The following is a 23,563-nucleotide window of genomic DNA, read 5'->3' as shown; positions in this document are numbered from 1 at the left end:
CTTGGCACCGGGCGACGGACAGGCCAGCAGACCGGCCGTATCCGGCCGGTGGCCGCGCTAGAGTCCCTCACCTGGGGGAAAACGACATGCCGGGGGAAGGCCGTGACCTGTGAGCAGTGAGTTCAGCGTGCTGTTGCGGCGGCTGCGGCACGAGGCGGGGATGACTCAGGAGGTCCTGGCGGAGCGCGCCAAGGTGGGCGTGCGCACCATCCGCGGGCTGGAGACCGGCGAGCGTGCCGACCCCAGGGTGACGACGGTGCGGCTGCTGGCCGATGCCCTCGGGCTGAGCCCTGGGGAGAGCGAGGAGTTGCTGGCGGCTGCCCTCCGCCGGACCGGGAAGGCGAGCCCACCGGACGAATCGACGGGCCCGACCGGGGAGGGGAGTCCGCCGGACGAACCGGCTGTCCCGACCGGGGAGGGGAGTCCGCCGGACGAACCGACTGTCCCGACCGGGGAGGGGCCGCGGCCGGGCGAATCGGCCGGTCCGGCCGGGGAGGGGCCCATGCCGGACGAACCAGCCGGCCATATCGAACCGGCCGGTCGCGTCGAACCGGCCGGCCACATCGAACCGGCCGCAGGGCAGCCGGGTTCGGCATTGCACGCAACCCTGGCCGACGTTGCCGAGCAGCTCGCACAGGCGGTGGCCGCCCGCTGGCGGCGCGAGGAGGAGCAGCGGCAGATCCACGATCCCTACCCGCTGCCGGTGCGCTGGCGGCCCGCCGCCGAGGAGCTGACCGACCACTGGGCCAACATCCGCCGCCTGCCCGCCGGGGACGCGCGGGGGCCGCTGGACCTGAGCGGGCGGCTGAACGAGATCGTGGGCGTGTACCGGCGGATCCCGTCCGGACGGCTGGTGGTACTGGGCCGGTCCGGCTCCGGCAAGACGATCCTCGCCGTGCGGTTCGTCCTGGACCACCTGACGTCGAGGGCTCGCACCGAAGCCGTACCGGTGATCTTCAGCATCGGTTCGTGGGACCCCACCGTCCTCACCTTCCGGGACTGGCTGACCACGCAGCTGACGCGCGATCACCCCGGCCTCGCCGCCCCGGGACCCGGCGGGGCGAACCTGGCCGCCGCACTGGTCGAGACCGGCCGGGTGCTCCCCGTGCTGGACGGCTTCGACGAGATCGCCGACGGCCTGCGCCGCCCCGCACTGGAGGCGCTCAACGCCACCACCCTCCCTCTCCTGCTGACGAGCCGTCCGTCCGAGTACGCCGCGGCGGTGGCGGAGACCGACGTGCTCACCTCCGCCGCCGCGGTGGATCTGACCGATCTCACCTTGCGCGACCTGGCCGACTACCTGCCGCGCAGCACGCGCAAGGCCCGCGGTGGGGCACGAGGAGGGAGTGGGGCACAAGCGAGTGGGGCACCAGGGTCTGTGCCGGACGTCGCGCGGCAGGCGGGACTTCCGGCACCGGCTCTGCCGGCAACTGCCTGGGACCCGGTGCTGAGCGAGCTGCGCGAGCGGCCGCACAGCCGGGCCGCTGCCCAGCTCGCCGCGGTACTGACCACTCCGCTGATGGTCACGCTCGCCCGCGCCGTCTACAGCGACACCCCCGGCAACGACCCGGCCGCGCTCCTGGACACCCGGCGGTTCGGCAGCCCCGAGGAGCTGGAGGACCACCTCCTCCACAACTTCACCGCCGCCGCCTACCGCCCCCGGCCGGACCACCGTCCCGGCAGCAGGCCGCAGCGCACTTTCGACCCGGACCGCGCCCAGTACTGGCTCGGCTACCTCGCTCACCACCTGACCCGGCTCGACACCCCCAACCTGGAGTGGTGGCGGCTCGGCTGCGGGCTGCGCCGCTCCACGCGCACGCTGGTGACCGCGCTGGTGATCTGCCTGGTCATCGGGCTCATCGACACTGTCGTCGGCACCCTCTTCGACCCCCTCGGATTCCAGCTCGCGGACGGGCTGGTGGCCGGGCCCCTTGCCGGGCTCATGTTCGGGATCACGTACTGGTTCCTGGTCGCGGCCAAGAACACCGCCGTGGCGCCGTCCAGCGTGGGCATGAAGGTATTCGGCGGGAGGGGGAGGATGTTCGGCGGGAAGGGAAAGGGATTCGGCAGGGAAGGGGGGATATCCGGCGGGGGAGGGAGGAACTGGCGGAGACCCCTTTCCCGACTGGGGATCGGGTTGCTGTTCGGGCTCGTTCTCGGCTTCGGCTACGGATTCGTACGCGGAGTCCTCAACGGCCTCTTCCTCGGCATCGGTTTCCCGACCACCCTGACCATCGGCCTCGGCGACGGCATCATCTACGGTCTTGTGTTCGCGCTGGCGGCCGGCCCCAGCTTCGGTCTCCTGACCCTCCTGGAAACTCCTCTCGATATCCGGTCCGCCATCAATCCGCTCAGTCTGCTGCGCACGAACTGCCGGACGGTCGTCCTCCAACTTCTCGTCTGGGCGCCCGCCTTCGGACTCCTGGTCGGTGTGGGGTCCTGGTCGGTCAGCCGGACCATGTCCGCGATTCTGGGCCCGCTCGTCTGGAACCTCATGGCCTCGCTCAAGCTCGGTGTCATCAGCGGACTCGGCGGCGCCCTCGGCTACGCGCTCGGTCTGACGGCCTGGGGCCAGTGGGCGGTCTTCGCCCGGATCTGGCTGCCGCTGACCGGCCGGCTGCCCTGGTCCGTGCTCACCTTCCTGGAGGACGCCTACCAGCGGGGCGTGCTCCGCCAGGCCGGCGCGGTCTACCAGTTCCGCCACGCCCGCCTCCAGCGCCACCTGGCCCGCGCCTACCGGACACGCCACCGTTCCGAAGCCGCGTAAAGGGGTGTCAAGGGATTCCGCGCCCCCTCAAGGGATTCCGCCCGCTGCACGTGCGCAATTCACGGCAGCGAAATTCACGGTGGCGAAGAGACGAATTTACCGATTGGTAACTTCTCCGCGTTCATGATGGCTATCGGCTGAAGTGAACCCCGGAGATTGTGTTATGCACGTAGCTGAACGGCTTCCGAGCTGGGTCCGGAATTCACCTGGCGGCTCGACGAAGATCGTCGTGATTTCGGTGGGAATCCTCGCCGTCTCGGCGGCGCTGGAACGGCTGGGAGCCCCCGCGCCACAGCTCCTCCTCGGGCTGTTCGCCGGGGCGGTGATCGCCCTGCGGGACGGACAGCGGCGCCGTATGTCGCAGACCGTCGACCAGAGCGTGCAGGCCCTCATCGGCGTCATGATCGGCGCCTATCTCCAGATCTCGGTCCTGCGCGACGTCGTCGGCGCCATGCTCCCGCTGACGATGCTCACGCTGGTGACGACCGCCCTCAGCGTCGGCATCGCCGTCATGGTCGCCCGGACCGGCCGAATGGACCGGCTCACCGCGACACTCGGCATGATCGCCGGAGGATCGGCGGCCGTGACGTCCTGCGCGAAGGACATGGGCGCGGATCCCCGGGTCGTGGCCTTCATGCAGTACACGCGCGTCGCCGTGATCTCGGCCACCGCGCCCGTGATCGCCCTGCTCATCGCCGAGCCCGCGTCCGGCGGTGCGGGGGCGGACGGCGGTGCGGGCGCCGCTGCCGCATGGTCCTGGGCCCTGGTGCCGCGGGGCGATCAGCTGGCCGGGGTGTCCATCGCCCTCGTCCTGGCCGCTGTCGGCATGCGCCTGGCCCGGGGGATCGGGCTGCCCAGCGCGGCGCTCCTGGGACCCATGCTGCTCTCCGCGCTCGTCACGGCGCTCGGCCTGACGCACGGCTACTCGCCGTCGGGCCTGTTCAAGGAGGCGCTGCTCGTCCTCGTCGGGCTGGAGGTGGGGCTGCGCTTCGACCAGGAGACCGTACAGGCGCTGAAGCGCATGATCCCGCTGGTACTGGGCGCGATCGTCCTGCTCTGCGGGGTCATCGGGGGGATTGCCGTCGGCCTGGCGCCGGTGCTCGGGGTGAGCCGCGTCGACGCCTACCTCGCGACGACGCCCGGCGGTATCAACGCGGTCCTCGCCAGCGCGTCGACCAGCGATGCGCACCTGGGGCTGATCTCCAGCGTGCAGACGCTGCGGCTCTTCCTCATGGTGCTGCTGCTTCCCGCCCTCCAGGGATGGCTGTCCCGAAGCTCCGGCCGGTCCGCCGGCCGGCCCGCCGAGACCGCCGAGACCGCGGAGGCGGCAGGCGAGGCCTAGCCAGGGAGCTTCCGGGCGGATCTCCTCGGAAGCACCCTGAGCACACCAGGTGTCACTGGGGGGAAGCGGCGACCGGTCCGTCCGGGCGGTTGAGGCGCTGCTGGACCATCTCGCGGCTCAGTTGCTCCGTCTCCTGCTCGGGCAGCTGCTCGAAGCCGTCCCCGGTGATGACGGACACGATGGGGTAGATCCGGCGGCTGGTGTCCGGGCCGCCGGTGGCGGAGTCGTCGTCCGCCGCGTCGTAGAGCGCCTGGAGTGCCGCGAGGGCTGCCTCGCGCCTGGACATGTCCTCGCGGAACAGCTTCTTCAACGAGCTTCTGGCATAGGGGGATCCGGAGCCCTCGGCGTGGAAGTCCCTCTTCTCGTAAGGACCTCCGGTGACGTCGAAGGAGAAGATGCGGCCGTTCTCGCCCTCCGGTGCCGTCAGGTCGTAGCCGGCCAGCAGCGGTACCACGGCCAGGCCCTGCATGGCCTGGCCGAGATTCTGCCGGACCATGGTGGCCAGCCGGGTCGCCTTCGCGTTGAGGGACATCGGAATGCCCTCGACCTTCTCGAAGTGCGTCAACTCGACCTGGTAGAGCTTGACCAGATCCTTCGCGAGCCCCACGGTGCCCGCGAAGGCCACCGCGGTGTAGTCGTCCGCCGGATGCACCTTCTCCAGATCGCGCTGTGCGATGAGGTGCCCCATCGTGGCCCTGCGGTCACCGGCGATCATCACCCCGTCACGGTAGGTGAGCGCCAATACCGTGGTGCCGTGCGGCAGTTGGCCGGGTGCGGCCTGGACCCCCTCGGGCAGCAGCCGGCGTGTGCTCAGCAACTCCGGGCGGTGCGCCGTCAGGAAGTCGATGAAGGAGGAGCCGCCCGGGGTGAAGAATTCCTCCCCCAACAGGCCGTTGGTGTTACTCCGTGCCATGCCGCGCCTCCCTCAGTCGTATGTCCACCGCCAACTACTACCATGATCAGGCTGTGCGAAAACTCCCGTTCGGGCCGGAACCTGGGGATCCGGGGACCCCGGGCTCATGCAGTGGCCCCGGCCAACGGCACCCCGTTGAGCCGGTCATGGCGGATGCGCCCGGCGGGCACCCCCGCCTCGGTGAGCCGGGACACCGCGGCGGCGACCGTCTCCGGCGGGCCGCTGACGAATGCCCGGTGCCGGGACCAGTCGCGGCGCAGCAGCACCTCTTCGGCCTCCGGTCCGTACCCCCCTGCCCCCGGTTCCGGTCCCGGTCCCGGTCCCGTGAGCGGAACCACGGTCAGCCAGGGGCGGCGGTGCGCCGAACCGGCCAGGCACCCGCTGTCGTACGGCTCGGGACCAGAGCAGAGGGGTTCGGGACCAGGGCCCAGGAACAGATGGATCCGTCCCCCGCGCGGCCGCCGGGCGTCGACCTCCTCCAGCAGCGCCTTCACCGGCGCCCAGCCGGTGTCGTACGCCACGAACAGCAGCTCTCCCACCGGGCCGTCGTCCAGCGTCAGCACCCCGTGGGCGGGGCCGAGCCGCAGGGTGTCCCCGGGGCGGGTGCGGCGCACCAGCGCCTCGCTCACACCGCCGCTGCCGACGGCCCTGACGTGGAGTTCCAGCTCACCGTCCGGGCGCGGGGCGCCGGCGAGGTAGTACGGGCGCCAGGTGTGCTCCAGCAGCGGTGATGCCACGGATGCGTACTGCCCCGCCCGGTACGGATAGGGCTCATGCGGCCGCAGGCGGAGTACGGCCAGGTCGGGGGAGTGGAGGTGGTGCTCCCGTACGGTCGCCTGCCAGCAGGGCGGTTCCGTCAGGGCGGACTCCGCGCCGTCGACCATGGCCGCGACGGCGAACCGGAGCATGCGCAGCCACGCCTGCTCCAGGCGGTGGTTCCATCGTGCGCCGCCGCGGCGCCACAGCGCTTCGCACAGCGCCTCTTCGAACGCCTGGTAGTGCGCGGGCCGCACGCCCAGTTTGCGGTGGTCGCGGCCTAACTGGGCGAAGGCGGAGGCGATGTCGTCCGGGCGGTCCAGCCGCTCGATCAGGTAGCGGAGGATCTGCGCGAGATGCGCTTGGTGGAACTCCATCGAGTCGGGGAACAGCGACCGCAGGTACGGGTGGCGCGAGAACAGCACCTCGTACAGCTCGTGGATCAGCTCGTCGAACGGTGCCACCAGGCCGAGGAAGCGCGTGATGACCCGCTGGTCGGACGCGCCGTCGTACGGGCCCTCCCCGCCATGGCCGGAGCCGGACCACGAGGTATGTCCGGGCGCGAGGAGCCGGCGGCGGAGCCGCATCGCCTCGTGCCGCGCGAGGAGCGCGTGGTAGTCGTCGCCTGGGGCGTTCACGGTGGGCAAGCCGCCTCCTGTGGGGGTGCGGTGCGGGCGGGCGGCGGCGTACGGAGCACCGCTGGGCCGGCCCGTCCTGGCATGGGGCGCGCCCACTATGACATCGGCCGGGTGTGCCCCATCGCCCCTACTCCTTGGGGCCTTTCGGCCCTGGCGCGCCCGGCGCGAAGGGGGTTGTCTGCCGGGGCACCAGACCGTGAAGTATCTGCCGGGGCCCTAGACGGTGAAGTAGGGGAGCAGCCTGATCTGGTTCAGGACGCCGTCGATGCCGCCCAGTTGCGGGAAGTCCTTCGCCAGGTCCGGGTCGGTGCACAGGTCCAGGAGAACCTGCTGGGGCGGCACGCCCTTGAAGTCGTAGTGGCCGAAGGTGGGCCCGGCGTGCTGCCCGGCGTTCGGCCCGCTGGTGAGGGGAGTGCTCACCAGGATGTTGGCCACGGGGGAGAGGACTCCCTGCATGGCGGCGATGAAGCCGCGTTCGAGCGCGTACCGCTGGGACGTCGGGTCCGGCGCGTTCGGCCCGGACTCGGAGGCGGGGTCGTCCGCCGGGGTCAGGTAGAGCTTGTCCAGCAGCGCCAGCACATAGCAGTAGACCGCGTCGGAGAGCAGTGCCAGCTTGCCGAGCGATCCGGGGAAGTCGGTGGCCTTCGGGTCCGTTACCACGGGCCAGACGGCGACCCCGTCTTTGTCGTCGATGGTGTACTTCTGCTGTCCCGAGTCGTCGTACACGACACCGATGCCGTCCACGTGGTCGCGGATGCGGGTGAACTTCTCGTAGTGGGACTCCTCCTGCTCGTCGGGGGCGCCCTCGCCCTGGGAGACGATGATGTAGAGGGCGTCGAGGGCGCTGCCCTGGTCCACGACCGGGACGGGCTTGGGCGGGCCTCCCCACTGGTTCCAGAACGCCCGCAGGTACTGCTGCGTCCAGCGGGACTCCGTCAGCCCCCACTTGATCTCTTTCGTTCCGGTCAGGTACGTGATGCCGTCCCCGATCGCGCGGTACAGCTCGCCGAGCGTGTGGTACGAGTAGCCGTCGGCGGCGGGGAGTACCGGCTGTTGCACCGTCTCGGGTAGCTCGACCTCCATGAAGCCCTCCACGGCGGCGGTGGAGATGCGCTGCATGTGAAGGGTCAGGGGCGGGGTGCGATGGCTCATGTCACCGGGGTAGGCGGGGATGCTGTCCGGGTCGTAGAAGCGGAACGGCTTCCGGTTCTTCCCGTCCTTCGTCTTCACCGTCTCGCAGCCGGTGCCGACCATCACGTTCCGCACCAGCGCCATGTGCAGCATCTCCTCGATCGCGACGCCGATGAGGGTGCGCTGTGCCGATGCGCCCTGGGCCCACTGCGAGTAGCCGGACGTCTTGATGGAGTAGGCCGCGTAGAGGTAGGGCGGAATGGTCGACAGCTCGATGCGTGCCGCGTCGCCGAGGTGATCGGCCAGTGAGTCGAGGGTGGTGATGCCGTCGATCGCCCGGACGGCCAAGGGGGGCGTGAGGTGGGGCATGGGTTCCTCCAGTGCGGACGGACGTGATGCGGCGGGGGACGGCCGGGACGGCTGGTGCGCCGTCCGACGGGTCCGGGAGCGGGATGCGGTGTGGTCCTGGATGACGACGATGCCGTTCCGGCAGGACAGCGCGAGGAGGATCGGTTCGGCGGCGGGTGGTTCCGGGGCCTCCCCGCGGCGGACGGCGGCCGCGTAGCGGTGGACGGGGAACCGGGCCTCGAAGAGTCGTGTCCCGGGGCGGAGGTCCGGACCTGCTCCGGGGCCGGGGCCGGGGCCCGGAGCAGCCCTGGGGTCGGTGTCCGGGCCGGTCTCGGGGCCGTCGAGGACGGCGGCGAAGTCCCGTTCGTACCGGGCCAGATCGATCAGCAGGTCGATCCACTCCTCGTGCGGCGTGCCGTCCGAGGCGGTGTCCGGCCGGGTACGGGCCAGGTGGCCGGGGAAGCCGGCGCCGAGACCGTCGAGGCTCGGCGAGCGGGACGGGTGCGCGTCCAGGTAGTCGAGCGCGAACCGGTCGAAGAGTTCGCGGCCCAGGAGATGGACCATCCCGGGGTACTGGCCGCGCATACAGCGCAGCAGCCGGAGCCGGTAGCCGCGGCGGTAGATACGGAAGCACTCCTCTGCCGTCAGCCGCCCGGACGCGGCGACCACCTCCGCCACCTCCACCACTTCTGCTAACTCCGCCACCTCCGCTGTCCGTGGGGTCCCCGCCACCTCCGCTGTCCGTGAGTTCCCCGCCACCTCCGCCGTCTGTGTGCTCCCCGTCGTCTGCCCGGCGCCGCCCGGTGCCAGCAGCGCACTCTGCATCCACCGTTGTATCGCCGCGAGTGAGCACGGGACGTCAGCCATCGCCACCGCCTTCCCGCCCGACGTCTTCCTGCCCTCCGAGGGCCGCTGCGGCCACTGCCCTGGCCTTGTCGAGCTCGGCCTGGAGCACGGGGAAGGGCGGGAGACCGTCGTCGCGTTCGATGAGGGTGGCCGCGCCTCCGGTGAGCTCCACGGCGAGCCGGTACAGCTCCCAGACCGGGTCCGGCACGTCCGCGTCGTGGGTGTCGATCAGGTGCGTGCCGTAGTCGGCGTGGCCGGCCAGGTGCATCTGCGCCACGCGGTGGTGCGGCAGGGCCTTCAGGTACGTCTCCGGGTCGAAGCCGTGGTTGACGGCGGAGACGTAGACGTTGTTGACGTCGAGCAGCAGTCCGCAGTCCGCGTCGTCGGCGAGCCGGCTCAGAAACTCCCACTCGGTGAGCGTCGAGGCACGGAACTGCAGGTAGCTGCTGGGGTTTTCCAGGAGGAGGGGCCGCTCCAGCAGGTCCTGCACGGTACGGGCGCGCTGGATGACGTGCCGCAGTGACTCCTCGGTGAAGGGGAGCGGCAGCAGGTCGTGTGTGTGCACGCCGAGCACTCCGGTCCAGCACACATGGTCCGACACCCATGGGGCGTCCACGGCGTCCGCCAATTGCTTCAGGCTGCGCAGATAGTCGCGGTCGAGTGGATCGGTGCTGCCGATCGACAGGGACACCCCGTGCGGGACGATCGGATAGTGCTCGGCGATCTCGTCCAGGGCACGTCGTCGGGCGGTCCGGGGCTTCAGGTAGTTCTCGGAGATGATCTCGAAGAAGTCGACGGGCGGCCGGTGTTCGCGGATGTACGGGATGTGGGGTCCGCGCAGTCCGAGCCCGAAACCCAGGTGAGGGCTGGTGTGTTGGGCTGCGCTGCCGCTCCGCGGCGCCGTGCCGGCCGCCTCTCCGGGTGCTATTTCTGCTCCTCGGGTGCCAGGACCGTCACATGGAACTCGCATGCCGCGGAGGTGCCGGTGTAGGTGGGGCCCTTGGCGGTCACGGTGACCCATTGGTCGTTGGGGCTGGTGTGCCCGGCGTGGAGCGCGTGGGCGGTGGCCACCCCGTCCTTGTTGGTGAGAACCGTGCAACTGCTGCTCTTCTCCCCGCCGTTCTGCTGGAAATACACGAGGGACGAGGCGCTCGCCGGAATGGTGAAGGTGATGCTTGTGCCCTCCAGGTGCCTACCGATGCTGTTGCGGGCGATCGCCTCCAGGGGTGGGAATTCCTCGCCCTCGTGCCGACGAGGGTTGTCAGCCGAGGCCCGGAAGAGAGCGGTGGCCTCGTCGGACGAACCCGGCACCGGGGTACGCCGGTCCAGACGGTCGTAGTCGGGGAAATGGTCGTCGGGGACGCCCTGGCCGGGGGACGGGCCGAATGCCTTGCCCGCCGCGTACATCCGCGCTTCGAAGAGGCGGCGTGCCTGCTGCCAGACGCTCTTGCCCTTCATCGGGCCGGCGGAGAAGACCCGGCTTTCGTTGATGGGGCTGGCACAGCTGCCGTTGTACCGGCAGGACTGTTCCCCCGGGTGGAACTGCTGGAGGTCGTCCCCGGCGTAACCGCAGCCACCCTGGCCGCGGCAGGCGCCCTCACCGTGGCAGACATGCTGCACCGTGGCACACTGGCCGGTGCCGGCCATGGTCGCCTTCCCGGTGACGTCCTGGCCTGCGCAGGCGTTGAGACCCATGCAGACATGGAGTTCCTCTCCGGTGGCCGGCTGGCCACAGGAGGCTCCGGGCGACTCTTTCGAAGCCATGACGTTCCTCTCCTCTCTGTCTTTCTGTCTTCTCTCAGGCCTTGTTCAGGTCTTGTCCAGGTCTTGCCGCGGTCGAATGTCCTTGCCTGTTCTGAGTTCACGGTGGAAGAACGCGTAGAAGGGAGGCGGAAGGGAGGTGGAAGGAAGGTGGAAGGGCGGGGGGAGCCGACGCAGAGGGTCCTACGGATTGATCCGGAAGTCCTTGAGGCGGAGCTTCCCGGATTTCGCTGCTGCCGTTCAACCCCGCCTCATCGAGCTGGTATCGAGAACCGGCCACTGCCCTTCTGGCGTGAAAATGCTTTGCGGCGTGAAAGACTTGTGCAGAGCCGGAAATGCTTTCATGACGGCCGGCCGGATTACCGGGAGGGCACCTTCCGGATGGCGGCGATGATGGTCCGGGCCCAGTCGGCGGGGGCCGGAGCGGTGAGGAGAGCGGCGAGGCGTGCGAGGTGTGCCCGCCGCTGGGCCGGTGTCATGGTCAGTGCCCGGCGCAGGGTGCTGACCAGGTCCTGAGGGCTGTACGGGTCGGTGAGGAGGGCGGCGGCGCCGAGGTGTTCGGCGGCGCCGGTCTGGTGGGACAGGACGAGGACGCCCGCTCTTCCGGTGGCGGCCTTGGCGACGACGTACTCCTGGGCGGTGAGGTTCATGCCGTCGGCCAGTGAGGTCACCCAGAAGACATCGGCTGCCAGGTAGTGGTCGACGACGTCCGGGAACGACAGGGAACGGGGAAGGTACTCGACCGGGGACCAACCCTCACCGCACCAGCGGGTGTTGAGCGCATCGATGGCGCCTTCGAGCTCGGCGCGCGTGGCGTCGTAGGCGCGGATGCCGGGCTCGGGCGGCGGGCAGATCAGACGGAAGAGCAGCCGGCCACGCAGCTCCGGGCACTGGTCGAGGAGCGTGGCGATGGCGCGGACCTTCTGGACGGGCGCCTTGGCGTAGTCGAGGCGCTCGACGGACAGGACCAGCAGGGTGCCGTCGTCGGCGGGGCCGCGCTGCGGGCGGGAGCGGGCGACAGCGGCGACGGTGTGGCGGTCGATGCCCAGAGGGTGGACCCCTGTGTGCGGCGGACGGGCGGAGCCGGCGAGAAGGTGCCGGAAGTTGCGGGCGGAGGCGGCGGTGTGGAAGCCGGCCCAGTCCAGTTGGGCGAGGGAGGAGCGCAGCTGCTCGGCCGCGGGCAGCCGTCGGAAGGTGTCCGGGTGGGGGAAGGGCGTGTGGTGGAACAGGCCGACCCGCAGGTCGGGCCTTTTGGTCCGGAGGATGCCGGGGACGAGCCAGAGGTTGTAGTCGTGCAGCCAGACCGTCCCCCGATGGTCCGCGTGAGCGCTGATGTGGTGGGCGAAGGCCTCGTTGATCTCCAGGTAGTCGGACCACTGGGACGCCGTGTGGCGGATGAGGTGAGGCTGGGACATCAGCGCGGGCCACAGCGTCTCCTTGCAGGCGCCGTGGAAGTAGCCCGCCCACTGCCGGGGCGTCACCGGCAGCAGCGCCATCGGGAGCCCGGTGGGCGGCTCGGGGAGGTCGGCGGGTCCGTCATGGACGAGCGCGGCCGCCCAGACCGCGCCGGGGGCGTGGGTGCCGTTGCCGAGGGCGGATGTCAGGGTCGGCAGAATCCCGTTGGGGCTGGACGGACGGTGCCACTGCCCCTGGGACCAGTGCAGGGGCGGGCGGTGGTATCCGATGACCACCGGTGCGGGGCGCCGTACCCAGCCGAGGCGTTCCAGGGCGGACAGAATCGCGGCGGCGCCGTGGCGAGCGGGCCGGAAAACGCGGGCTTCGACGGGCACTTGGGCGTACAGCGCCGGTTCGGCGTTGCCCACGATCACACCATGGGTGCCGAGACGGAACATCGACAGGTCGTTGAGCGAGTCGCCGGCCACGAGGATCCCGCAGGAGGGCCACTGGAGTTTGCGGGCGAGCTGCTGTACGGCAGGACCTTTGCCGGCCTGGGGCGGGAGGACGTCGAAGTAGCGGTCCGCCGAGTACGTCCAGGAGCATCCCAGGTCCTCGACGGCTGCCGTGAGGTGCTCGGTGAGGTGTTGGGGGGACAGGTAGAAGGAGCAGCGCCCGGCTTGCGCCACACCGTCCTGGTGGACGAGGTGCGGGAAGCGGGACAGGGCCGCCCGGACCCGGTCATGCCCCGGCCAGCCCGCCCTCAGCTGGGCTTCCAGGACGTCGATATGGCTCATGTCAACGGCGTCCACGACGCTCGACCCGACATCCGCGACGATCCACCGGGGCGAGGGAACCAGGGGATCGCGCACCAGGAGGTCCTGGACGGAGGGCAGGCCGCGGCCGGTCGCGAAGACGACGGTGATCTCCGGATGCCGGTCCAGCGCCCGGCGTAACTGCACTCGGCCGTCCTCATCGCCCCCGAGCAGGGTGCCGTCCAGGTCGGTCACCAATACCTTGACGTCCGTACGCGCCGCCGAACGTGCCGTCGCATGCGCCATCGCATGTGCCGTCGCATGTGCCGTCCGGACGTCCTTACGTGCCTGCCGCACACCGGTGTTGTCCTTGTGCGCTTCCCTGGCCATGGGCCCCCTCGTCGTCGTAGTCGTCGGCCTGCTGAACGTCGTCAGCCTGCTGAACAGAGCACGGATCCGGTGGACGCGGCCCTCGTTCCACGGCGAGTGGCGTGATCCACGGGGTATTGGTCCAATTCCCCACTCGGACACGACTCCACCCGGTGGCCCGGTGGGCCGGTGGCCCGGATGTCGGGCAGCCGCGCGTGCTCACCGCTGACGAGAAGGTGACGAGAAGACGCCGGTCATGGGGAACCGCAGTTCGGCAGAGTGAACGAGGACAGCCTGGTATGCCAGTTGTAGGTGCCGTCGGACGGGAGGTATTCGTTCGTGTACCAGAACGTGCAGTCGTCTTCCGGGTCCACGGCCATGGAGCTGTAGTCACCCCAGCGCTGTGACCCGGTCTGGGAGCCGCTGCCGGTGATCGCGGTGAGCTCCCCCTGGGTCATGACCCCGGATGTGTCGTCGGCCAGCCGTCCGGTGTAACGGATCGCGGGGTGCGCCGTGGACGAGGACTGCGAGTAGCCGAGCGCGATATTGCCGGCCTGGTCCTCGGCCATCGAGCCCATCCAGCGGTACGTGGAGTCGGGCGCGTACGTGCCCTGCTGGTGGACAGTCGGGTTGCCGCCCGACAACCGCAGCTCGTACCAGCGCACGCCCGCCGAACTTCCCGCGCTCACCGTGTGGTTGACCACGAGCGACTCATGATCGCCGTGGTTGCGGTAGGCCAGCCGGTACATCAGCCGGTCGGAGAGGGAATCGAGTCGCTGGTTGGTTTCGGCTTGGGGGATGCAGGCGCCTGAGCCATCGCAGGCGGTGGTGTAGGGGGCCACGGTCAGCGTCGACGGGCCGGTGAAGGTGGAGTTGGCGGGGGTGCCCCAGTCGACGTGGAACTTCCAGTACGTCAGGGCCGTGCCCGTGGTCCCCAGGCCCACCAGCAGCTCCGGAGCTCCGGACGGCGGTGGGGTCCGGCCGTCCAGGTCCGCGCCGAGCAAACCGCCGTACGAGGAGGGGGTGGTGAAGCACTGCTGTGTGGCAGCGCCGCCGGCCAGCATGGCCGTCCGGTTCAGCGCGCACGCCTCGGCATACAGGAAACCGCCGGAAGGGCTGAACACGTTGTAGGTGGCGTAGTACGCGTCGGACCACACCGACAGCTTCGGGAAGTCCGTGACGTTGGCGTACTGAAACGCGTACCGGTGGTAGCTGCCGGTGGCGTCCGCGTCGGTGGAGACGGCCACGCACGCGTAGTACGGACCGGAGGACGAGTGGACGTTGGCGATCTGGGTGATGACCCAGCGACTGGCAAGGCTGTCCCAACGGACCGTGGCATCACCGTCGTTGGTGGTCTCGCAGGGGCCGCCGAGCCCCGACCACAGGGTGTTGGTGTCGGTCGGCGCGAGGATCGTGGCCCCGGTCTTCGAGTACACCGCGTAGGCGGTATTGACGGTCTCGACGATCTGGCTGGAACCGGCGGCGGCGCTCGGGTCCGGGGGAACCGTGGTGACCGAGTAGTTCCCGGCGCCGATGCCGTCGAAGCCGGCCTTGGCGGAGGGGGCGGCGGCAGCCGAGAGGGAACGGGACTGTACGACCGGGTCGCGTTTGGGGGAAGCGGGCGGATGCGGCAGCCGCGCGACCTTACGGCCCTGCTCCTTCTTTTTCTTGTTGTCCTTGTTGTCCTTGTCGCCGCGCCCGTGGTGGTGACCGTGCGCGGCGGCCATGGACCGCAGGGTGCGAGAGGTGTCGTGCCGTACGGCGGGGCCGGTGTCGGCTGAGCGATGAGCCGTTGGGGAGGGGTGTGCGGCGTGGCCCGCGGGGGCGGAGAGCCAGATACCGGGGATCGCCATCGCGGTCAGTACGGCGGTGAGCGCCGCCATCCGGCCGCGTCTGCGTCTGGAGCGGGACACTGCACATCCTTTCGAGTGGTCAGGGCGCCCGGCGTGCCACGTCGCAAGAGGGGGCGGGAGGGGTGGCGCTTGCGTGACAAGTCTCGGTATAGGGGTGACGGGGCAGGGCAAGGCGCCGGGATAAATCGGCTTTATCGCCGTAATGGGGGAGGGGTAAAGCACCCATCCTGCCGAGAGCGCCCGGGGAGATGCGGCTACGTCGCCGCCCCGCTGGGGGCGTGGTACGCCTTCAGCGGGGCGGCGAGGGAAGTGGGGGCGGTGGGAGCAGTGAGAGCGGTGAGGGCGGCTACCTGCGGTAGCCGAGGACCGTCATCATTCCGGACTCGGAGTGGTAGACGTTGTGGCAGTGGATCATCCAGAGGCCGGGATTGTCGGCGTCGAAGTCGACGTCGAGGGTCTGCCCGGGGAGGACGATCGCAGTGTCCTTGCGCGGTCCTCCGTCGCCCAGGGAGAAGGTGTGGCCGTGCAGGTGCATGGGGTGCCACATCTGGGTGCTGTTGACGAAGGACAGCCGCACGCGCTCGCCGCCGCGGACCGGGTACCGCTGCGCCGGGTCGTACTTCCTGCCGTTGATGGCCCAGTCGTACGCGGTCATCGAGCCGGTGAGTTCGAGGGTGATCGTGCGGTCGGGGCGGCCCGGCTTCAGGCGGACCGAGCCGTCCGCTTTCAGCTGCCGGGCCTGGAGGAGCTCTCCGTCCAGTTCCTTCGGGCGTACGGACGGCTCGGGTGCCGCACCCCCTCCGGTGCGCAGGACCGCCATCGCCGACTGCTTCTTGCCCTCGGCGAGTGCGGTGAGCGGGAAGGTGCCGTCCTGGGCGGTGACCAGGACGTCATAGCGTTCGCCCATGCCCAGCAGCAGGGCGTCCGTCTCCGCGTGCGCGACGGGGAAGCCGTCGGTGTGGGTGACGGTCATCCTGTGGCCGCCGAGGGCCACGCGGAAGGCGGTGTCGCCGCCGGCGTTGATGAAGCGGATGCGGACACGGTCGCCGGGCCGGGCGCGGAAGGTCTCCGGATTGTCCGCTGTGCGGCCGTTGACCAGGTAGTACGGGTAGGCGACATCACCCGCGTCGCCACCGAGCAGCTTGCTTGTCGCGCCCATCATCATCCGGGAGGGGCCGGAGGGTTTGGGAGAGGGGGCCTTGTCCGCCACCGCCTCGGCGGTCGCTGGCATCTGGGACATGTTGGACATGTGATGGCCGTCGTGGCTCATACCGCCGTGGTCCATGCCACCGGATTCGCCCATGTTCATGCCGTCGTGGTCCATGCCGCCCATGCCCTTGCCGAGTTCGGCGAGCACCGCGTCGGGCGTGCTGCCGTCCACGCCGTCGACCCAGTCGTCGAGCACGACGACCCACTCCTTGTCGTACTTCAGCGGCTCCTTCGGGTCCTCGACGATCAGCGGGGCGTACAGCCCGCGGTCCTGCTGGACGCCGGAGTGCGGATGGAACCAGTACGTGCCGGGGTGGGCGGTGGTGAAGCGGTACTCGAAGGAGGCGCCGGCCTTGATCGGCGCCTGGGACAGGCCGGGCGTGCCGTCCATGTCGTTGCGCAGGGCCAGTCCGTGCCAGTGGATGGAGGTGGACTGCGGCAGGTGGTTGGCGAGGGTGAGGGCGAGGGTGTCGCCCGCGGTGACGCGGACTTCCTTGCCGGGCAGTTCGTCATCGTAGGCCCAGGTCCGGACCGTACGGCCGCCCAGGTCCAGGGTGGCCGGGGTGGCGGTGAGCTTCATCTTGCGGACGGGGCCAGGGGTGCGCTTCGCCTCGGCGGCGGCGACCTCCTTGCCGCCGGGGGCGACGTAGCCCGCGGGGTCGGACGCGGGCTGTCCGCCGTGGCCGGAGTGGTCCGTGCCGGAGCCTGAGCAGGCGGCGAGCAGTCCGCCGCCGGTGAGCGCGATTCCGGTGCCGAGCATGGCGCGGCGAGTGGGTGTGCGCATGATGGGGTGCACCTCGTATGTATCGGTGTGACGCGTAAGAGGGATGGCGCGTGTGCCGCTCCCGGTGGGGCGGCGCGACATCGCTCCTATACGCGCAGCACCGACAACTGGGCGAGGAGTGTTCCGCGGGGCGGTGGCGGGATCGGCCGCAGGGCATGCGGCAGCCGCGCGAGGACGGTGGCCGGCGCATCCGTCGGCCGGCGTGCCAGGACTCCCCAGAACAGCAGGACAAGGGTGGCCGCGCCGAGTACGGCCAGGCAGACGGACATCGGGTCCATCCCGCCGAGGGGGGCCGGATGATGCGCACGGTGAGCGTCTTGATCGGCTCTGGGCACATCGGCCACCAGCACATCGGCCACCGGCGCATCGCCTACGGGCGTATCGCCCACGGCCGCATCGGCTACGGGTGCCATGGCATGGTGCGCCGGGGCGGATGCGGCAGTTCCGGCACTGCTGTCGGCCATAGGGGGCGCGGAGTGTTCCGCGGGGTGGCCGAGGGTGTGCATCGTGACGATCCCGAACAGCAGGGCGGTGAAGAGCAGCAGCCGACCGCACAAGGCGGTGGATCTCCGCTGCCCGGACACTGTGCAACCTCCCGTACGTTGGGTGTACCGCCCCGGATGATACCCGCCAGGGGTATCGATCCGTCCAGGGGGTCAGGAGGGTGACGTATCTCGGATCCTGGCCGGCTGAGCGGCCGTTCCGTCTCGCGCGCACTCAGCCTCGCGCGCACTCAGCCTCGCGCGTACTCAGCTTCGGTAGCGCGTGGCCGCTACCTCATCCCTCATGCGGCCCGTCCTGTGGTCCACGCCGTCGCCCTGTCCGCCGGCGAAGCCGCCGGGCTCGTCACGCAGGTGCGCCAGGAACACGGGCGCGGGCACGGGAATGCGAACGTGCACGTGCACGGGCACGGAGTATGGCGAGGGCCATGACGAGGATCCAGGCGTCGAGTGCGAAGGCCGCGATGCGTTCCAGGCCGCCCATCCCCATTCCGGGATCGTGCTGACCGAAGAACATCCATGCCGCGAGCACCGCGAGGGCGGCCATGGCGAGGGTGAGGGGACGCAGCCTGCCGAACAGGGAATCCGCGGGGGCGAATCCGGCGCAGAGGAGTCCGAGATTTCCCAGCCCCATGATGAGCATCGCGCCCAGCACATGAAGGTTCTCATCGATATCCGCGGGAACGAGCCCGACCAGCACCCATCCTCCGGCACTGACGGCAAGCAGAATGCGGGCACCCGCCGATATCCGGCTGCGGCCCCAGCAGGCGCCGGTCAGCAGGGTGCCGGCGAGCAGCAGTGCGCCATGGACGACGAAGGAGATGTTCATGGCGTCGTGCAGCGGTGAGCACACATACCGAGGCCGGGTGGAGTCCCAGATCTGGCAGAGGACGTTGCCGAGATCACTGATGTTGTACTGGGCCCAGCTGTAGGGAGTGTGCCAGCCGGACTCCACGACCAGTTGGACGACGAGGATCTGCACGGCGGCGAGGAGCCAGGCGGCCGCCCCGATCCTCGCTGCCATGGAGGTGAAGGCTGAGGTGGGGGGAGAGGCGGAGAGGGAGAAGGAGGTGCGGTTTTCGGAGTGCGAGGTCGAGGGTGAATTCACGATTGCCTTTCGGAGCGCCGAAGCGAGTCTCTGTTCCTCATTCCTCCGTGAACGTTCTCAGCCACCGGTGTTCCGGCGCATCGCTGTGACGGGGGAAATCGGAATCCCCGTGGAGGGGGAGCCGGTACTGGCTCTTTCGGGGGAGGTGCTCCCCTCGGCCCGGAGGTACTGTGCGGGCCGTGAGCACAAGAAGAATTCGTTCGCCCTTCGGCAGAGTCCCTTACCAGAGGGGGACGTACGCCTGTATCGGCGCGGCCCTGAGCCTGCCGCCGGTGGGCGTGGCGCTCGTCATGGCGTCGCCGAAGTGGCCGGCAGCACTTCGTGTCCTGGGATTCTGCCTCGCGCTGTGCGCGGCGCTGGTGGCCATGGGCGCTCCTCGTGCGGCGCGGCGGGGGTGCGTCCGGCTGGCCAACCGACTGTTGGGCACCGGCCTTTCCGCCCCGCCGGAATCCCCGCTGTCCCCTTGGGGAGACCGGCTCCGGACATCGGCCTACCTGACCGCGCATGCGGCGGTCGGGGCCGTGGTGACCGCGGTGACCTGCCTGGCGGTCTTCATGGCCCTCGTCCTCCCCTCGGTCTGGCTCAGCGGCGGTGGTCCGGTGGCGAGTTGGGGGTGGACCCCCCACGTCGAGTACGGGTGGCGGGGAATGTGGACGGCGGTCGTCTCCGCCGGATGTCTGGCGGTCGCCGGATACGCCGTCGTAGGCGGCGCGGCGGCCATGCGCCCGCTCGCCGCGTTCCTCCTCGGCCCGCGGCCCGCCGAGCGGCTGGCCGCCGTGGAGGCACAACGGGATCTCCTGGCCCAGCGCAACCGGCTGGCCCAGGAGTTGCACGACTCGATAGGGCACACCCTGACCGCCTCGACCATCCAGGCCGCCGTCGCCGGCGAACTGATGGACAGTGATCCGCAGGCGGCCCGGCGGGCCCTCAGCAGCATCGAGGAGACGTCCCGCGCCGCGATGGACGACCTCGACCATGTCCTCGGCGTCCTGCGAGCAGGGCAGTCGCCCACCACACCGCACCACACTCTCGCCGGCCTCGGCCCCTTGACGGACCGGGTCCGGCAAGCGGGAGCCAGACTGCGTCTGGAGACCGCCGGGGACCTCGCGCAGGTACCGGCCACCGTGTCGCGGGAGGCCTACCGGATCATTCAGGAAGGGCTGACCAATGCCATGCGGCACAGCGAGTTGGCCGAGATCAGCCTGCGGGTCACGGCACGGGACGGCTGGCTGGAGGTGGAGCTCATCAACTCGCTCCTCGACGCCCGGGTGCCGTTCCGCCCGGGCAGGGAGCAGGGGCACGGGCTGACCGGAATCGCCGAGCGGGTGCGGTTGCTGCGCGGTGAGGTATCCGCGGGGCCCGCGGACGAGCACGGTACGCACTGGCGACTGGCAGCACGCATACCGCTACGGTCGTTGCCGTGAACGCGAGCCCCAGCCCCAGCTCTTCCCCTCCCCCCACCCCGTTCCCGTCCCCCGACCCGCCGGTCACCGTCCTCATCGTCGACGACGAGGAGCTCACCCGTACGGGACTGCGGGCCCTGCTGTCGGCCAAACCCGACCTGGACGTCGTCGGCGAGGCCGCTGACGGTGCCGAGGTACTTTCCCTGGTCGAGCGGCTACGCCCCGATGTCGTCCTCATGGACGTGCGGATGCCCTGCGTGGACGGTATCGAGGCGACCCGGCGGCTCCGGTCCGCGCTGCCCGATCCGCCGAAGGTCGTCGTCGTCACCACATTCGAGAACGACGAATACGTCTATGACGCCCTGCGGGCCGGTGCCAGTGGGTTCATCCGGAAGCGGGCGCCCTCCCGGCAGATCGCGCACGCCATCCGGCTGGTGGCCACCGGCGACTCCGTGCTGTTCCCGGACGCCGTACGACGGCTGGCCCTCGGCAGACCCGTGCGGCGGAGGGCCGCCACCGGTGGGGCGGCTGCGCTCACCGGCCGTGAGACCGAGATTCTGCGGCTCATGGCGAAGGGGCTGTCCAACCAGGAAACCGCCGTACAACTGCGGGTGAGCCTGGAGACCGTCAAGACGCATGTGGGCAATGTGCTGGCGAAGCTGGGCGCGAGCAACCGCACCCAGGCGGTCGTCCTGGCCTATGAAGCGGGCCTGGTGGGCGCCGGCGCAGACGACCGGTAGCCGAAGGTCGAGGGGCCGGCTTACCCGTGCGGCCGGTCCGCGCCGGCCGCACGAACGCTTCCGGGGCTATCCCTCGTCGCCCTTCCCGCTCTCCTTCTTCTCCTTCTCTTCCTTTCCTCCCTTTCCTTCCTTCCCCTCCTTGAGCTGGGTGGTGATCGTCTTCAGCGTCTCCACTACGTACCCCTCGCTCGCCTCCTTCGTGATGCCGAGCGCGGCGAGCGGGCCGTCGCCGCCTTCCTGTTCCAGGAGGGCGAGGAGAATGTGCTCGGTGCCGATGTAGTTGTGGCCGAGGCGCAGGGCTTCGCGGAAGGTCAGCTCCAGGGCCTTCTTGGCGGCCGCGTCGAACGGGATGAGGGCGGGCACCTTCTCCGCGCTGGGCGGGAGTTGGCGTTCCGCGGCGGTGCGTACCTGGTCGAGCGCCACGCCCTGGGCGGCGATCGCCATCGAGGCGAGGCTGTTCGGGTCGGTGAGCAGGCCGAGGACGAGGTGGGCGGTGGTGATCCGGTCGTTGTGGGCGGCGCTCGCCTCGTTCTGGGACGCCACGACCGCGGTGCGGGCGCGCGGGGTGTAGCGGCTGAAGGGCTGGTCCGTGTCGAGCTCCGGCTGGTCCTTCGGTACGAAGCGCTTCTGGGCCGCCTGCTTGGTGACGCCCATGCTCTTGCCGATGTCGGTCCAGGAGGCGCCGGAGCGGCGGGCCTGGTCGACGAAGTGGCCGATGAGGTGGTCGGCCACGTCGCCGAGGTACTCCCCGGCAAGGACCGCGTCGGTGAGCTGGTCGAGCGCGTTCGAGTGGACCTTCTTGATGGCCTGGATGAGCGAGTCGAGGCTGACGTGCTGGGACATCTGAACGGCGGGAGCGTCCCGCTCGGGGTTCTTCTCCATGCGTCAACCGTAGGTTGACGATATTCCGCCGTCAACCCCTGGTTGACGCCTGATGTGGGTCGGTGCGGGTCGGTATGAGTCGACTGTGGATCGATGAGTCGACAGGCCGACGGGTCGCTCAAAGCAAGATCTTGAACACCCGTGGTGCCATGATGAGGAGTGCCGGACCGCCTCGTTATGCCCCCTCCGGTCCTGCTCCCGCAGACCTCCTGAGCCGCTGTCGCAGCCGTTGTCGCATGACATGCGGCCCGACCACACCCCTCGTACGATGATCCATGGAGGCTGGGCGCATGGATGAATCCCCCGTAAGCGACACGGTGTCACCACGGTAGGACGGTCCATGATGGCTGCATCAACCGACCGCTATCCCTATGCCTTCCACATCGCCCTCGACGGCAACGGTTTGAACGGTCTGGAGGGTGCGGCCGGCGTCTGCGTCTTCCGCTATCACCCGGACACCGGCGAGTACGCCTACCGCGTGCAGTACTACGACGGTGTGGCCGGCGGCCATGCCGTCAGCATCACGCCCGACCGGCGGTTCGGGTTTCTCGGCAACGCCGGGCAGCAGCTCCTGTTCTACGACGTCCAGTCGCTGGACGAGCGCGAGCGGGTCTCCACCTTGCGGTTCGAAACCCCCGACGCGTCCCTCAAGAGCAGCACGCACATGGTGTGGCTGGACAACACCCAGGGGGTCACCGCAATCGGTGACGGCCTCTGGCTGGTGGACCTCGACCGTCCGACCAAGGCCGAGCGCATCGGCGATCACCTGCTCAAACTCCCGCATGCCATGAAGCGCACCGCCTCCGGCCGCTACCTCGTCTACGGCGGTATGGACCATCCGGGGCAGGGGGAGGCCGCCGAGGTCGGTGTCTTCGACCTGGACAGGCAGGCCGCCCGGCGGATCCCCTTGCCGACGACTTGCTGGCACGTGGCCTGCCATCCGCAGGAGGACATCTTCTACGCCCTGTCCTTCCGGGTCCATCCTCAAGAGGGCCGGGACTGGCACGAATGGGCCATGGCCTACTTCAAGGAGTACGTGTTCGAGATCGACGCCGCTACCGGGCAGGTCCTGCGGCACTGGACCTGCGGTCAGAGCGTGCCCGCGCACATCAACTCGGACGTCTGCGTCTCCGACCGCGAGCTGATCTACTGCAACGGCGGCAGCGGCACCATTGTCATGATCGACCTCGACGACTTCATCTCGTACCGTGTCATCGACGAACGGCCGGGGCTGACCGCGCAGATGCGCTCCGCCCGGCAGGCCGCCCGGCAGGTCACCGACGCGTTCACCCGGGGGTCCCTCGCCCCGAGCAGCAGGCACTTCGTCGGCGCGCTGCGGGTCACCCGTGGCACGCTGCTCGACTCGGTCTACGCCTGCCAGCTCTCCGCCGACCAGAAGCTGCTGTTCACCGCCAACCGCGGACTCAATACGATCACCGTCTACGACTATCCGGCCAATGCCGTGCGGCTGCGGGTCGAGATGCCGGAGCTGCGCGAATACCTTCCCGATCTGCCTGTCTGGACCGATCCCCGGCTGGGGTTCCACCACAGCACCCTGTTGAGCCCGGTCCCGGCCCCCGCCGGGCCCCGATCTGAGGAGTGTCCATGAGCACCGAGACGACCGAAGAGCTGAACGCCGAACTCCGGCGCAGCTGGGAACATTTCCGGACCGCGGCCGTCCGGATCGCCGAGCTCCAGACCGCGATGTGGGGTGACTATGCGGAGTTGATGACCGGGTTGCTCAACGGCAAACCCACCTGGGGCGGCGTCAACAGGACATGCTGGAAGTTCGTCGGCGACGAGGGCATGAAGTTCGCTTCGGCGCTGAGCGGACTCGGCGTCGACTACGCCCGGGGGGTGGTGGAGCTGACCCGGGAGCACGAGCAGCGCCTCTGGGGGCAGTTGCGGGCGTCGGCGGAGGAAGCCGGGCCGGGCGACTCGGGCGGCGGTGGAGGAGGCAGGGACGCGAAGGGCGGGAAGCCCGGTCCCTCGCCCCGCTCCAGGGGGACGAAGCAATGAGGACCGGCGGCTTCCGAAGCGCACAGCGGTTTCCAGCGGTTGCC

17 protein-coding genes are annotated in these 23,563 nt (G+C 69.9%); 6 read left to right on the top strand and 11 right to left on the bottom strand.

Going from position 1 to position 23,563, the window contains the following annotated elements; translation table 11 throughout:
• Positions 1 to 109: 109 nt before the first annotated feature.
• Positions 110 to 2,767, top strand: coding sequence for a helix-turn-helix domain-containing protein (locus ACFY12_RS31540; protein WP_390719357.1), 2,658 nt, complete (start codon positions 110 to 112; stop codon positions 2,765 to 2,767).
• 229 nt (positions 2,768 to 2,996) lie between these two features.
• The gene (locus ACFY12_RS31535; protein WP_390719356.1) at positions 2,997 to 4,109 is read left to right on the top strand and encodes an AbrB family transcriptional regulator; all 1,113 of its coding nucleotides are present in this window, start codon (positions 2,997 to 2,999) and stop codon (positions 4,107 to 4,109) included.
• A 52-nt stretch (positions 4,110 to 4,161) separates the two neighbouring features.
• Here ACFY12_RS31535 and prcB read toward each other — a convergent pair whose 3' ends face one another.
• The 10 genes from prcB to ACFY12_RS31485 all read right to left on the bottom strand — a co-directional run bounded on the left by prcB (position 4,162) and on the right by ACFY12_RS31485 (position 18,391).
• On the bottom strand, positions 4,162 to 5,022 hold the full coding sequence (prcB, locus tag ACFY12_RS31530) for a proteasome subunit beta (RefSeq protein ID WP_390719355.1): 861 nt from the start codon (positions 5,020 to 5,022) through the stop codon (positions 4,162 to 4,164).
• Positions 5,023 to 5,126: 104 nt separating this feature from the next.
• Positions 5,127 to 6,416 (bottom strand): globin domain-containing protein, encoded by a 1,290-nt coding sequence (locus tag ACFY12_RS31525; RefSeq protein ID WP_390719432.1) that lies wholly within the window; start codon positions 6,414 to 6,416, stop codon positions 5,127 to 5,129.
• Positions 6,417 to 6,632: 216 nt separating this feature from the next.
• Positions 6,633 to 8,600, bottom strand: coding sequence for a ferritin-like domain-containing protein (locus ACFY12_RS31520; protein ID WP_390719354.1), 1,968 nt, complete (start codon positions 8,598 to 8,600; stop codon positions 6,633 to 6,635).
• A 154-nt stretch (positions 8,601 to 8,754) separates the two neighbouring features.
• Complete coding sequence (locus ACFY12_RS31515; RefSeq protein ID WP_390719353.1) at positions 8,755 to 9,711, bottom strand: DUF692 domain-containing protein; 957 nt, start codon at positions 9,709 to 9,711, stop codon at positions 8,755 to 8,757.
• Positions 9,666 to 10,505 (bottom strand): hypothetical protein, encoded by an 840-nt coding sequence (locus ACFY12_RS31510; protein WP_390719352.1) that lies wholly within the window; start codon positions 10,503 to 10,505, stop codon positions 9,666 to 9,668. The genes ACFY12_RS31515 and ACFY12_RS31510 overlap by 46 nt, the downstream gene beginning before the upstream one ends.
• Positions 10,506 to 10,861: 356 nt before the next feature.
• Positions 10,862 to 13,042, bottom strand: a complete 2,181-nt coding sequence (locus ACFY12_RS31505; RefSeq protein WP_390719351.1) for an HAD-IIB family hydrolase — start codon at positions 13,040 to 13,042, stop codon at positions 10,862 to 10,864.
• Positions 13,043 to 13,275: 233 nt separating this feature from the next.
• Positions 13,276 to 14,934 (bottom strand): hypothetical protein, encoded by a 1,659-nt coding sequence (locus tag ACFY12_RS31500; RefSeq protein ID WP_390719350.1) that lies wholly within the window; start codon positions 14,932 to 14,934, stop codon positions 13,276 to 13,278.
• A gap of 286 nt (positions 14,935 to 15,220) precedes the next feature.
• Positions 15,221 to 16,867, bottom strand: a complete 1,647-nt coding sequence (locus ACFY12_RS31495; protein ID WP_390719349.1) for a multicopper oxidase family protein — start codon at positions 16,865 to 16,867, stop codon at positions 15,221 to 15,223.
• An 86-nt stretch (positions 16,868 to 16,953) separates the two neighbouring features.
• Positions 16,954 to 17,424, bottom strand: coding sequence for a hypothetical protein (locus ACFY12_RS31490; protein ID WP_390719348.1), 471 nt, complete (start codon positions 17,422 to 17,424; stop codon positions 16,954 to 16,956).
• 289 nt (positions 17,425 to 17,713) lie between these two features.
• Positions 17,714 to 18,391, bottom strand: coding sequence for a DUF998 domain-containing protein (locus ACFY12_RS31485; protein ID WP_390719347.1), 678 nt, complete (start codon positions 18,389 to 18,391; stop codon positions 17,714 to 17,716).
• A gap of 263 nt (positions 18,392 to 18,654) precedes the next feature.
• Here ACFY12_RS31485 and ACFY12_RS31480 point away from each other — a divergent pair, with 263 nt between their 5' ends.
• Together ACFY12_RS31480 and ACFY12_RS31475 are read left to right on the top strand one after the other, a co-directional pair.
• Entirely contained in the window at positions 18,655 to 19,899 is a 1,245-nt protein-coding gene (locus tag ACFY12_RS31480; RefSeq protein WP_390719346.1) for a sensor histidine kinase, read from the top strand.
• Between the two features lie 74 nt (positions 19,900 to 19,973).
• The gene (locus ACFY12_RS31475) at positions 19,974 to 20,618 is read left to right on the top strand and encodes a response regulator (RefSeq protein WP_390719431.1); all 645 of its coding nucleotides are present in this window, start codon (positions 19,974 to 19,976) and stop codon (positions 20,616 to 20,618) included.
• Between the two features lie 66 nt (positions 20,619 to 20,684).
• On the opposite strand, the gene ACFY12_RS31470 is transcribed toward ACFY12_RS31475, so the two are convergent.
• Entirely contained in the window at positions 20,685 to 21,500 is an 816-nt protein-coding gene (locus tag ACFY12_RS31470) for a Clp protease N-terminal domain-containing protein (protein WP_390719345.1), read from the bottom strand.
• Between the two features lie 340 nt (positions 21,501 to 21,840).
• Here ACFY12_RS31470 and ACFY12_RS31465 point away from each other — a divergent pair, with 340 nt between their 5' ends.
• Positions 21,841 to 23,109 (top strand): hypothetical protein, encoded by a 1,269-nt coding sequence (locus ACFY12_RS31465; protein WP_390719344.1) that lies wholly within the window; start codon positions 21,841 to 21,843, stop codon positions 23,107 to 23,109.
• Entirely contained in the window at positions 23,106 to 23,519 is a 414-nt protein-coding gene (locus ACFY12_RS31460) for a hypothetical protein (RefSeq protein WP_390719343.1), read from the top strand. Before ACFY12_RS31465 ends, ACFY12_RS31460 begins: the two co-directional genes overlap by 4 nt.
• The last annotated feature ends 44 nt before the right edge of the window (positions 23,520 to 23,563 follow it).

Source organism: Streptomyces sp. NPDC001339, assembly GCF_042895955.1.
GTDB lineage: Bacteria > Actinomycetota > Actinomycetes > Streptomycetales > Streptomycetaceae > Streptomyces.
This window is presented reverse-complemented; position numbering and strand designations above follow the sequence as displayed.